The sequence below is a fragment of the Kribbella pratensis genome (assembly GCF_004365355.1).
Lineage (GTDB): Bacteria > Actinomycetota > Actinomycetes > Propionibacteriales > Kribbellaceae > Kribbella.
In genome coordinates this window covers 829,500-841,545 of sequence record NZ_SODP01000001.1, presented here as the reverse complement: position 1 = coordinate 841,545, position 12,046 = coordinate 829,500, and the positions used below count along the sequence as shown (strand labels likewise).

The following is a 12,046-nucleotide window of genomic DNA, read 5'->3' as shown; positions in this document are numbered from 1 at the left end:
GTGGTGAATCAGTGGTGAATCAGTGGTGAATCGGTCCCGCCGCCGCCGAGAGCCGTTGCCCGGCGCCGCCCCAGCGCTGGGCGATGATCTCGGCCGCGATACTGACCGCGGTCTCCTCCGGCGTCCGGGCGCCGAGGTCGAGACCGATCGGGCTGGCCAGCCGGGCCACCTCCGCGTCGGTCAGTCCGGCCTCCCGCAACCGCTTCAGCCGGTCGTCGTGCGTCCGCCGCGAACCCATCGCCCCGATGTACGCGACCTGTGGCAGGCGCAAGGCGACTTCCAGCAGCGGTACGTCGAACTTCGGATCGTGCGTCAGTACGCAGATCACCGTCCGGTCGTCGATCCGGCCCGCCGCGGACTCCCCCGACAGGTACCGGTGCGGCCAGTCCACGATCACTTCGTCGGCCGACGGGAACCGGGACGCGGTCGCGAACACGGCGCGCGCATCGCACACGGTCACGCGGTACCCGAGGAAGGAACCGAGCCGCGCCACCGCGCCCGCGAAGTCGATCGCGCCGAACACCAGCAGACGCGGCACCGGCGCGTACGACGAGACGAACACCCGCATCCCCTCGCCCCGACGCTGCCCGTCCGGCCCGTACTCCAAGGTCTCCGTTCTCCCGTTCGCCAACAGCCCCCGCGCGTCGTCCAACACAGCATCATCCGCCCGCTCCGAGCCCAGGCTCCCGCTCAAACCAACCCGCCCCTCGCTCCGCTCGGGGCGGGGAAGAGAGGAGGGCGCCGCACCTGACGGGGCCAGGCCGGACGTCGGGCCGGGGGTTGGGTCGGGGCGGACGATGAGGCGGCGGCCGAGCATCGATGGGTCGGGATGGGCGACGACCATGGCGACTGCGACCGGTCGGCCGGCGGCGATGTCTGCGGCGACCTCCGCCAGTTCCGGGAAGGAGTCCCGGTCGACCTTTTCGACGAATACGTCGATGATGCCGCCGCAGGTGAGGCCGACCGCGAACGCGGACTCGTCGCTCACGCCGTACCGCTGAAGGACGGGCTCGCCCGACTCGAGGACCTCCTCGCCGAGCTGGTAGACCGCGCCCTCGACGCACCCGCCGGAGACACTGCCGACCGCCTCCAGACCGGGGCCGACCAGCATCACCGCGCCGGGCGGCCGCGGCGCGGACTCGAACGTCGCGACAACGGTGCCGACGGCAACCGATTCGCCGGCGTTCCACCAACTCAGCAACCGGTCGAGAACATCACGCATCGGCGACCACCTCCAGAAGTTCGGCGAAGCTGGTCAGGCTGTGCCCGGCGACCAGGTCGTCCAGGTGCGGCAGTACGGCGACGATCCCGGCCTGCACGGGTTCGTATCCCGGCTTCCCCCGGTGCGGATTGAGCCACACCACGCGGTGCGCGAGACCCGCCAGCCGTTGCATCTGTGCTCCGAGCAACGTCGCGTCGCCGCGCTCCCACCCGTCGCTGCACACGACTACGACCGCCCGCCGCGCCGTACCACGCTGCCCCCAGCGGTCGAGGAACACCTTCAGCACCTCTCCTAGCCGGGTCCCACCCGACCAGTCCGGTACGACGTCGCCCGCCGACCGCAGCGCGAAGTCCGCGTCGCGTCTACGCAGCGCCGGAGTCACGCGCGTCAATCGCGTGCCGATCGTGAAGACTTCCACCGCGCGTGGTGCCTGCTGGACCATCGTGTGAGCGAGCCGCAGCAGGCTGTCGGCGTACGGCCGCATCGATCCGGACACGTCGATGAGTACGACAACCCGTCGGGGCCGGACGCTACGGCGGCGGTAGTGCACGCGGCCTGGTTCGCCGACCTGCCGGAGTTGCGCGCGCAGCGTTCGCCGCGGGTCGACGTCGCCGCGATGTGAAGGGCGGCGACGGGTGGCGCGGCGTACCGGGGCTCGTGGCCGGAGCGTGCCGAACAGGCGGGCCAGCTCGGCGCGGTCGCTGGCGGACAGGTCGGCGACATCACGATGCCGGAGGACCTCGGTCGAACTCGCGGCGACGTTGAGCGTGCGGTTGCCGTCCTGCCCCTCGCCATCGTCCGCGAGCGCGGCCTGCACGGAGGCTTGCGGAGTACGGCGGACGACGCCGCGCGATCGCTGTCCGGAGAACCAGGCGGCGAACACCTCGTCGTACCGGGCTGTGTCGTCAGGGCCGCTGCAGAGCGCGGCGCGCCCGGCCCAGTAGACGTCGGCGGTCATCGTCGCGTCGAGGGCGGCCACCGCACGCAGGAACAGGTGAACCCGGTCCGCGGTCACGGCGAGGCCGGCCTGGCGGAGCGCGGAGGCGAAGCCGGCCAGCGCGAGATCCGGCTCCGCGCTCGTCGGCTCGGTCGTCATGGTCAGCTCGCCAGGAGCCGGTCGAGTGATTCGCGGACGCGGTCGGTGTCCTCGCGGTACTTGAGCACGGCCCCGAGGGTCGCGGCCGCGGTCTCGACGTCGAGGGCATCGGCGCCGAGTGCTTCGAGGGCGCGGGCCCAGTCGAGGGTCTCCGCGACACCGGGCGGTTTGAGCAGATCGAGCTCGCGGATCCGGTGCACCGAGCGCGCGACCTGCTCGGCCAGCCGGGCCGAGACCTCGGGCAGCCGAGTGCGGACGATCTCGACCTCGCGGGCCAGGCCGGGATGGTCGATCCAGTGGTACAGGCAGCGGCGCTTGAGCGCGTCATGCACCTCGCGGGTCCGGTTCGAGGTGAGTACGACGATCGGCGGCACCTCGGCGGTGATCGTACCGAGTTCGGGGATCGTCACCTCGTACGTCGACAGCACCTCGAGCAGGAACGCCTCGAACTCGTCGTCGGCGCGGTCGATCTCGTCGACGAGCAGCACCGCGGGACTCTCGCGGAGCGCCCGCAGTACCGGACGGGACAGCAGGAAACGCTCGTCGAAGAGGCTCTTCTCCACCTCCTCGACGACGGCGTCGGAGCTGGTTGCCTCGACGGTCCGCAGGTGCAGGATCTGGCGCGGGAAATCCCAGTCGTAGAGCGCCTGCGAGGCGTCGATGCCCTCGTAGCACTGCAGCCGGATCAGATCCAGGTCGAGCGCCTCGGCGATCGCTGCGGCCAGTGAGGTTTTGCCGGTGCCGGGCTCGCCTTCCAGCAGCAACGGCCGGTGCAGCGCGAGCGCGAGATAGCCGACCGTTGCCAAGCCCTCTCCGGCGAGGTATCCGGTCGCCCGCAGACGCTCGGCCAGCTCAGCCGCCGAGCCGACGGCACTCACTCCTTCAGCATTCACCTACTTTGCCGCGCTGCCAACAGTCAGCCATGGCCTTTCGGTACGTCGTCCGGCGTGTCGGCGTCGGCGCCGTCGCCCACGTCGTCGCAGGCGACCAGCTCGACCCGGTGCGCTCGAAGGTAGTCACGGGCTCCCGCGTCTCCGTGAGCCGACGCGATCACGCCGTCCCAATGCGCACGCCCGATCAGCGCCGGATGGCCCGGCGACCCGTCGTAGGTAGCCCGCACGAGTGCATCCGTACTCGCGCTCTCCAGAACTCTCCGAACCGCAGCACTCGTCAACCCAGGCAGGTCTACCGGCACAACCACAACCGCCTCAGCTACACCCGCCGCCTCCGCCGGCGGCCCGGCCGAGGCGGCGGACGAGGTGGCGGACGAGGTGGCGGCCGGGAGGTTCCGGAGGGACCCGAGGCCGGCTCGGAGGGAGGCGCTCATGCCTTCGGGCCAGTTGGGTGCTTCGACTACCTGGACCGGCTCGGTGGTGAGCTCGGCGCGGACCTCGTCTGCGGAGGCTCCGACGACCACTACGACCGGTGAGCAGCCTGCCTCGGCGAGCACCTGCGCCGTACGGACGACCCACGGCACACCCTGCCCGTCGCGGATGAGCGCCTTCGGCCTGCCCATCCGACGGCCGGCACCGGCGGCCAGCACCAGACCAGCGACGGGCACGTCGGGCGGAACCAGACCAGCGACGGGCAGGTCCGGCGAATCAGTGCTCTTCACACTGGGAGGGTACTGATTTCACACTCTGAGCAGTGACGCGCGCCACGCGGAGCGCGGCGGCCGACGTGCAACGATGTCTGGCGTGACGACGATCGCAGGCGGTTCCAAGGCCCTTCCGTTGCTGTTCCTGGGGCAGAACACGGACCCGCACTCGGAGCGTGGAGTCGAGTGCCCGGGAGCGCTTCCGCCGGCATCCGACCCGGATCTGGTCGAGCGGGCGCTGAAGGCGAAGGCGGCGCTGGGCGACCAGGTGTTCGTGCTCGGGCACCACTACCAGCGCGACGAGGTGATCCAGTTCGCGGACGTCACCGGTGACTCGTTCAAGCTCGCGCGCGACGCCGCCAACCGGCCGGACGCGCCCTACATCGTGTTCTGCGGTGTGCACTTCATGGCCGAGTCCGCCGACATCCTCACCAATGACCGGCAGACCGTGATCCTGCCGGACCTGGCAGCCGGTTGCTCGATGGCCGACATGGCGCGCATCCAGCAGGTGGAGGCGGCCTGGGACGCACTCGCCGACGCCGGCGTCGCGGACGTCACCGTGCCCGTCACCTACATGAACTCGTCGGCGGACATCAAGGCGTTCTGCGGTCGCAACGGCGGCGTCGTGTGTACGTCGAGCAACGCGGAGACCGCGCTCAACTGGGCGTTCGACAAGGGCGAGAAGGTGCTCTTCCTGCCCGACCAGCACCTCGGCCGCAACACCGCCGTACTGCAGCTGGGCCTGAGCCTCGACGACTGCGTCGTGTACGACCCGCACAAGCCGGGCGGCGGGCTGACCCGCGAGCAGCTGGCCGCGGCGAAGATGATCCTGTGGCGCGGGCACTGCTCGGTGCACGGCCGCTTCACCGCCGAGTCGGTCGACGACGTCCGTTCGCGAATCCCCGGCGTGAACGTGATCGTCCACCCGGAGTGCCGCCACGAGGTCGTCACGAAGGCCGATCTGGTCGGGTCGACCGAGTACATCATCCAGGCCCTGGAGACCGCGGAGCCCGGTACGTCGTGGGCCGTCGGCACCGAGCTCAACCTCGTGCAGCGACTGGCGAAGCAGCACACCGACAAGAACATCGTGTTCCTCGACAAGACGGTCTGCTACTGCGCCACGATGAACCGCATCGACCTGCCGCACTTTGTCTGGGCGCTCGAGAACCTGGTCGCCGGCCACGTAGTCAACCCGATCAAGGTCGACGCCGACACCGAGAAGTACGCGAAGCTGGCCCTCGACCGGATGCTCGCGCTGCCGGGCAAGACGGCCCGCGACTAGAGCGTGGGCGCCACGCCCTCGTAGCCGACGGCATCGATCCGGGCGACCAGCGGCTCGAGGTCGGCGATCAGCTGGTCGATCTCGGCCGGCGCCAGGCAGTCGTATGCCGGGGCGGCGAGCCGGTCCGTGACCGCCTCGATGTGGTCCTTGAGCTCACGCCCTGCGGAGGTGAACTTGTCCGATTCGTCGACGAGGCCGCGATCGCGCAGACCGTCCACTACGGCGGCCAGTTGCTCGTCGTCGAGCGGGCCCAGCCGGCCGTACTCGCGCGGTGTCTGACCCCCGTCGATCGCCGCGAGGACATGAGCCTCCTGGCCGTCGATGCCGGCGGCAACCAGCGCGATGTTGTGGCCGTCGCCGCGGTGTTCGCGGAGCAGCGTTGCCGCATGCCACAGCTTGGCGACCGGCTCGTCCGGGACAGGTAGCGACCGCAGTCCGGAGTACAGGATCCGTCCTTCCATCGGGGCGTTGGTGGCCGCTCGGATGGCGAGGTCGGCGGCCCGGGCGAGCTCCGGGCTGTCGGCCAGGTCGCCGAGGATGCGTCGCAGCGCGGCGACGCAGCCCTCCCGGTTGGCGGCGAGTGCGGCCTCAGGGGTGGCGACGTCCCAGCAGCTCGGGATGCACGCGGCGACCTCACCGGGGGCGAAATTGTAGAAGAGCGCATCCACGACCTCGGCCGGGACGCGGCCCAGCGGCGCGGACCGCGAGGCGAAATACCCCGGCCAATAGCCCTCGTAGCCGAGTGCCTGAAGCGCGTGCATCGCGTCGTCGGCCATGTAGGCGACGAGGTGGATCGGTTCCAGCAGGTGCCGCGTCAAGCGGTTGGCGACGGCGTCCTTGGTGCTGGTCGTCATGATGGGCCTCCGGTGCCGGACCAGCCGGTTGCCGGTCTCTTACCTTCGCTACGAACCCGCTCGACGCCGTTCGACACCCGGCCCGGAAAGGTTTTCAGTGCGACACGCGGGCCGGTGCGTACCACTCGGCGAGGATCTCGGGAAGCCGATCTGGCCCCCAGCGATCGACCGGCGTGATCCGGCCGCGGAGCGACGCGAGGCCCTTGGCCAGCCCGCCGACGACATCGCCCTGCCACGGGACACTCACACCCTCGTCGGGGCCGACGATGACAGCCGGCCCGCCGCGATCGACGCAGACCACGGGACAGCCTGAAGCCAGCGCCTCGGTGACCGCCCAGCCGGCAGCCTCCCGGAGCGCGGGCGCGATGAGTGCGTCAGCACGGAACATCGCCGCCAGCACGTCCTCCCGCGGCAGCGCCCCCATGAACTCCACCCGGTCGCGCACCCCGAGCTGCCACGCCAGCCCCTCTGCGCGTCCCCAGTCAGGACCGTCGCCGATGATGCGGAGCTCCCAGTTGGAGGCCTCGGGGCGGGCCAGCGCACTGACCGCGAGCAGCACGCCCTTCCACGGGATCAACCGGCCGACGAACAGGGCAGTTTTGATGCCGGGGGCACCGAACGGCTCGTACGGACCGGAGGCGGTGAAGCGCCGGATCGCCACATTCGGCTGGACGACGATCTCCGTCGCGTACGGCCGGAACGCCTCCGCCACATCGTTGTTCTGAGCAACCATCAGGTCGGCGGTCTGCGCCATCCGCCGCCCGGTCAGCCGGCGGCGCAGTCCGGTGTACGCACGGCGTACCAGCTCCCCCACGACGCCGCGCGGACCGAGCCAGTGCGCCATCGCCAGCGGCGCGGTGGTCGAGCCGCCGACCGGTCCCCAGATCACCTTCGCCGACGACTCCTCCACCACGCCGGCGCCCATCCAGTCCACGGCGAAGGTCAGATGATGGATCACGTCGAACGACTGCTCGGCGTGCAGCCGTCGCGCCGTACGCCGGGCCAGGCCCTGCCACAACGGGTAGTACCAGTACACGTCCGACGGCCGGCGCCGCAGGCGCAGGATCCACCGCGGCATCTCCAGCGGTACGACGGTCAGCCCGGGCACCGGCCGGACCGCGAGCTCCGCGTCGATCTCGTGGCGGAACTTGCCGCGGGTCAGCAACCACACGTCGTGGTCCCGCGCGGCTGCCTTCGCCCACGCCCATCCCGCGCCCGGCTCGGACCCGCCGGTCGGCCGGCAGGCGTACGCGCTGAGCAGTACCTTCGGCCGGCCCGGCATCAGCTCATCCCCTCCAGAAGCCTGCGCAGATCGGTGCTCGAGGTGGAGGCGGTGTACGGGAAATAGTGCACCTGTGCGCCGACCTCACCCAGCAGCCTCTCCAGTCTCTTTCCCTTTTCCGTTCCCTTCCAGTCATCGCCCTTGAAGAGAACGTCGTAGCGCAGTTGTTTCCACATCTCGAATTTGTCGCTCGACCAGTCGCTGACCACCTCGTCGACGAGGTCGAGCGCTCGAACGACGTCCATCCGCTCCTGGTGCGGAACCACCGGCGGACGGCCCTTGATCCGGGACACCACGTCGTCCTCGACCACACCGGCGATCAGGTGGTCGCAGTGCTCGCGGGCGCGACGCAGGATGTTCAGATGCCCGATGTGGAACATGTCGTAGACACCGGGGGCATACCCGACGATCGCCATCAGGCCTGCACCCCCAGCGCCGCCATCTCCCGGTACCACTTCGCGACGGCGCCCGCGAGGAAGAGCAGGTTCAGCACGAGCAGAGCGCCGTACAGCACGACGAACACCGACGGTGTGCCGAAGGCCAGGAACACCAGGCACAGCACGCCGTAGTCGGTCGGTGCGATGAGCAACGACTTGATCACCGAATCGCCGCGCTGGTTGGGTTTCGCCGCTGCGCCGTGGCGCCGCCGCAACTGGTCGATCAGGATCAGCCCGAAGAACAGCACCGACGACAGGCAGACGTAGGCGAGCGGGACGAGCAGGACCAACTCGTTGTCAAAGGCATCGAACCGGTAGAACGAGATCAGTACCGCGCTGTGCAGCAGCACGATCTTGACGGCGTCGATCATGTGGTCGAGCCACTCACCCAGCGGCGACCCGCCACCGCGCAACCGGGCCAGCTGTCCGTCCGCGGAGTCCAGTCCGTACCCGAGCACGAGCAGCAGCGTCATGACCAGCGCCAGCAGGAACGACGGCCGAACCGTTGCCACCAGCACGATTCCCACCAGCGAACAGAACCCCGAAGCCAGGCTGACCTGGTTCGGCGTCCGCCGCCCGAGGAACGCGGCTGCCGCGAACACGCGCCCGATCCGCCGATTCACGAACCGCGAGTACGCCGGAGTACCGGCGGACGGCTTCTGCGCCTGGGACAGTTGCGCGACCGTCTCCCGCAGCGACGAGCTCATGCGACGGAGCTGCGCGACTGCCGCTGGTCGATCGCGGCGCGCAGGATCGGGCTGCGGGAGCCCCGGCCGGCCGGCAGGACGGTGATCAGCGCGGGCGGAATCCCGTCCAGCTCGTCAACGCCCAGCACACCGTCGGTGCCAGTGGCAGCGAACACGGTCTGTACCCCCAGTACGCCGGTCAGCCACTCGGACCGCACGTCGTCCACGGCAACTACTTCGTCGACGCACCGCAGGTGCTCGAGGATCTGCGCCCGCTCGAGCAGCGGCACGAACGGCCGCGCGCCCCAGGCCGCCATCGCCCACTCGTCGGACAGCACTGCCACCACCAGCCGGTCGCTGTGCCGGCGCGCCCGCTCGAGCACGTCGACATGCCCGACGTGGAACAGGTCGAAGACCCCGGCCACACAGCCGGTCCGCGGCCGGCTGATCCCGTTGCCCAAACTGCCATCCCCCAACACGAATTCCTGCGATCCCTGTGGCGCGACGCTGCCCCCTGCGTCCCGCGGAACTTTATACCTGTCCGGCACGGCGCGCCCAGGATCCTCGACGCGTCCGGCCGCTGTCGGCGTGCCGGGCGATCGCATCGGTATAAATCCTCTCCGTGGCCACCAGGTCACGCTCCGGAGTGAAGCGATTCAGGTAGACCTGCCGGGCTCGTTCGCCGAAGGCTATCGAAGTCCGGGGATCAGCCACCAACCCGATCGCCTTGCGCAATCCCTCGGAATCACCGGGCACGGTCAATGCACCGGTTTCTCCGTCGTCAACAAGCTCCGCGAGCGCCCCGAGCCGGGAAGCGACCACCGGGACACCGTGCGCGAAAGCCTCGACCACCACGAGTCCGAAGCTCTCATACGAACGTGCCGGTACGACGGCGACGCGCGCGGATCGCAGCAGCTCCATGCACTCTGCCCATGGTCGTTGACCAAGCACCTGAACAGACAGGTCTTTTCCGGCCCGTTCGTCGGCCGCGGCCCGCAGCGGACCGTCGCCGACCACGATCAGCTTGCCGAGCGAGGAGTCCCACGCCTGCAGCAGATCCGCGAACCCCTTGTCCTCGCTCAGCCGCCCGAGGAACACCACGCCGTCCCCCGCCCCGCTACGCACCTCACCGGAGTGCGGCACGGCGTGCGGCTTCACCTCGAACCGCTCCGGGTCGAAGCCGGCCGCGGCGTACCGATCGCGGACGAACCCGGACGGCACGACGAAGGTGTCGACGTACCGCTGCCAGGTGTGCAGCGTGTTGTGGACGCCGATGCTCGCCGCCAGCGGCAACGTCTGCACGCGGGATTCGCGGTAGCAGCTGTGCCGCACCGCGGCCAGCGGGAGCTTGCCGACGCACGACTCGCACGGCGCGCCGTCGCGCTGCAGCACCGCGTTCGCGCAGAGCAGCCGGAAGTTGTGCAAGGTCGCGACCACCGGAAGGTCCAAGCGGTACGCCGCCCGCAGCACCGAGGCGCTGAACAACGGAAAAGTGTTGTGAACATGCACCAGATCGGGCCGCTGCGCTTGCAATAGAAGTGTTAAATCGCGTTCCGCCGAAAATGACCAAACGGAGCGAAACGGTAACAGTGCGCGATCTTTCCGGCTCAACTGCGCGATGTCGTCGCTGTTTCGGGCGTAGAGGTCGATCTCATGTCCTGAGTTGCGCAATAAATCAACCGTTTGCGCGACAACGGTGTTCTCGCCACTGGGTTGACCGGTCCGGTAACGGTTGTGCAACATGGCGACCCGCATGGCACTACCTTAAGTCCCGTCCTCGTCACGCAGACGGCTACACCTGGTTTCCCGCTCCCAGGAGAGTGCATTGAGGAAGTTGTGGTTCGCAGCGCTTATCGCTGCTGCGCTGGCCGTCGTTACAGTCGCGCTGCCCGTGATCGCCAACGAGAACAAGGCAACGACCGCGGCCAGGTCCGTGACCGCGGAGCAAGCCGCCTCCCGGGTGTTGCCCTCGCATCGGTCGGCAAAGACGACCACGACTCCCGGCAAGCCACAGCCGAAGGCCACCCACAGCACCGCGGCGCCATCGAAGAAGCCCGGCGCATCGACGACGCCGACCAAGAAGCCGACGACCACTCCGACGGAGCCGGTCGAGCCCAAGCTCCCCACGACCCCCACCGTGGACTCGGACGAGGCCGGCCCGGCCGTCGCCGGTCCGTGTGTCGGCACGGTGATCGAGCCCGGCGACGACGCCCAGTCGATCGTGAACTCCAAGCCCGCCGGTACGACGTTCTGCTTCGCGGCCGGCCTGCACCGCATCAGCTCGACGATCCGCCCGAAGGCGAACCAGGTGCTTGCGAGCTCGAAGCGCGCCGTCCTCACCGGATCGGTCCCGCTGACCGGGTGGGCGAAGTCCGGGTCCGCCTGGGTGGTGCGGGGCGCGCTGCCGGCGGCGTACGGCAAGAGTGGTGAGTGCGAGGACAACAAGGCGAACATCTGCTACCTCCGTGAGCAGTTGTTCCTCGACGACGTTCACCTGACCCGGGTCGCCAGTGTCTCGGCGGTCAAGGCCGGCACCTTCTACGCGGACTACGGCGCGAACACGATCTACCTCGGCAGCAACCCGGTCGGCCACGCCGTGGAGATGTCGAAGACGGCGACCGCGATCGAGTCGAACGCGACCGGGGTCGTGGTCCGCGGCCTGACCATCGAGCACTTCGCCAGCGCACCGCAGGCCGGCGCGCTCGTCTCGGGTCCGGGCTGGAAGGTCACCGCCAACGACGTCCGCTGGAACCACGCGGTCGGCGTGATGCTGGTGAAGGCCAACAGCGCCAAGGTCGACAAGAACCTGATCCACGACAACGGCCAGCTCGGCCTCGGCCAGTACAGCTCGGCCGCGGCGGCCGTCACCCGCAACATCATCAGCTCGAACAACACCGACGGCTTCTGGATCGCGGACTGGGAGTCCGGCGGCATCAAGTCCACCCGCTCGTCCGGTACGGTCAGCGGCAACGTGATCAAGTCCAACAAGGGCGTCGGGATGTGGGCCGACGTCGCCGACGACGGCCGGGTGATCAGCGGCAACCAGATCGTCGGCAACGCCGCGGACGGCATCCGCTACGAGATCAGCCGCAACGGCACGATCGAGGGCAACACGGTGACCGGCAACGGCTTCGGCACCGGCCGCGGCTCGGGTACGTCGCTGTGGGACGGCGGCGGGATCAACATCAACACCTCGTCAGGCATCACGATCAAGGGCAACAAGGTCTCGGGCAACGTCAACGGCATCGCGATCCAGTCCCGGACGCGGGGCAGCGGCCCGTGGGGGACGTACCTGCTCCGCGACGTACAGGTCACCGGGAACACGATCGAGATGACCGCCGGCACGCAGACGACCGGCATGGTCCAGAACGCCGGCGCCGCCGTACCGGCCGGTGAGGTCGTTTTCAGCGGCAACAAGTACGTGCTGGACGACCTCGGCACGCAGCGGTTCAGCCGGTTCGGCGCGAAGCTCACCGCGGCCGGCTGGCAGTCGGCCGGGCTCGATGCCGTCGGCACCTTCCTCGCGAACTGATCGCTTGCTCACCGCAACATATTTGTGCGCTACGTATTGCCATGACTACGTGATGTAG

General features: G+C 69.3%; 12 protein-coding genes. 2 read left to right on the top strand and 10 right to left on the bottom strand.

Features of this window, described 5'->3' with window-relative positions; translation table 11 throughout:
• Window positions 1–19: 19 nt before the first annotated feature.
• From EV653_RS03915 to EV653_RS03900, 4 genes are read right to left on the bottom strand one after another with little or no spacing between them, the layout of a single operon-like run.
• Entirely contained in the window at window positions 20–1,222 is a 1,203-nt protein-coding gene (locus EV653_RS03915) for an XdhC family protein (RefSeq protein WP_134098019.1), read from the bottom strand.
• Entirely contained in the window at window positions 1,215–2,318 is a 1,104-nt protein-coding gene (locus EV653_RS03910; protein WP_134098017.1) for a vWA domain-containing protein, read from the bottom strand. Before EV653_RS03910 ends, EV653_RS03915 begins: the two co-directional genes overlap by 8 nt.
• A gap of 2 nt (window positions 2,319–2,320) precedes the next feature.
• Window positions 2,321–3,196 carry an AAA family ATPase gene (locus EV653_RS03905; protein WP_134098015.1) on the bottom strand — a complete coding sequence of 292 codons (876 nt, stop codon included), beginning with the start codon at window positions 3,194–3,196 and terminating at the stop codon, window positions 2,321–2,323.
• A gap of 38 nt (window positions 3,197–3,234) precedes the next feature.
• Complete coding sequence (locus EV653_RS03900; RefSeq protein WP_238159547.1) at window positions 3,235–3,933, bottom strand: nucleotidyltransferase family protein; 699 nt, start codon at window positions 3,931–3,933, stop codon at window positions 3,235–3,237.
• An 82-nt stretch (window positions 3,934–4,015) separates the two neighbouring features.
• Here EV653_RS03900 and nadA point away from each other — a divergent pair, with 82 nt between their 5' ends.
• Window positions 4,016–5,197, top strand: a complete 1,182-nt coding sequence (gene nadA, locus EV653_RS03895) for a quinolinate synthase NadA (protein WP_134098013.1) — start codon at window positions 4,016–4,018, stop codon at window positions 5,195–5,197.
• Here the strand turns inward: nadA and EV653_RS03890 are convergent.
• The 6 genes from EV653_RS03890 to EV653_RS03865 form a co-directional block, all read right to left on the bottom strand.
• On the bottom strand, window positions 5,194–6,051 hold the full coding sequence (locus tag EV653_RS03890; RefSeq protein WP_134098011.1) for an SCO6745 family protein: 858 nt from the start codon (window positions 6,049–6,051) through the stop codon (window positions 5,194–5,196). The genes nadA and EV653_RS03890 overlap by 4 nt on opposite strands.
• A gap of 94 nt (window positions 6,052–6,145) precedes the next feature.
• Window positions 6,146–7,333 (bottom strand): glycosyltransferase, encoded by a 1,188-nt coding sequence (locus EV653_RS03885; protein ID WP_134098009.1) that lies wholly within the window; start codon window positions 7,331–7,333, stop codon window positions 6,146–6,148.
• On the bottom strand, window positions 7,333–7,749 hold the full coding sequence (locus tag EV653_RS03880) for an adenylyltransferase/cytidyltransferase family protein (RefSeq protein WP_134098007.1): 417 nt from the start codon (window positions 7,747–7,749) through the stop codon (window positions 7,333–7,335). Before EV653_RS03880 ends, EV653_RS03885 begins: the two co-directional genes overlap by 1 nt.
• The gene (locus EV653_RS03875) at window positions 7,749–8,477 is read right to left on the bottom strand and encodes a CDP-alcohol phosphatidyltransferase family protein (RefSeq protein WP_134098005.1); all 729 of its coding nucleotides are present in this window, start codon (window positions 8,475–8,477) and stop codon (window positions 7,749–7,751) included. Before EV653_RS03875 ends, EV653_RS03880 begins: the two co-directional genes overlap by 1 nt.
• The gene (locus tag EV653_RS03870) at window positions 8,474–8,917 is read right to left on the bottom strand and encodes an adenylyltransferase/cytidyltransferase family protein (protein WP_238159546.1); all 444 of its coding nucleotides are present in this window, start codon (window positions 8,915–8,917) and stop codon (window positions 8,474–8,476) included. The genes EV653_RS03875 and EV653_RS03870 overlap by 4 nt, the downstream gene beginning before the upstream one ends.
• Before the next feature lie 70 nt (window positions 8,918–8,987).
• A complete protein-coding gene (locus EV653_RS03865) occupies window positions 8,988–10,211 on the bottom strand; it encodes a glycosyltransferase family 4 protein (RefSeq protein ID WP_134098002.1) in 1,224 nt (407 codons plus the stop codon).
• Between the two features lie 70 nt (window positions 10,212–10,281).
• On the opposite strand from EV653_RS03865, the gene EV653_RS03860 reads away from it, so the two are divergent.
• Entirely contained in the window at window positions 10,282–11,988 is a 1,707-nt protein-coding gene (locus EV653_RS03860; protein WP_238159545.1) for a right-handed parallel beta-helix repeat-containing protein, read from the top strand.
• Window positions 11,989–12,046 lie beyond the last annotated feature (58 nt).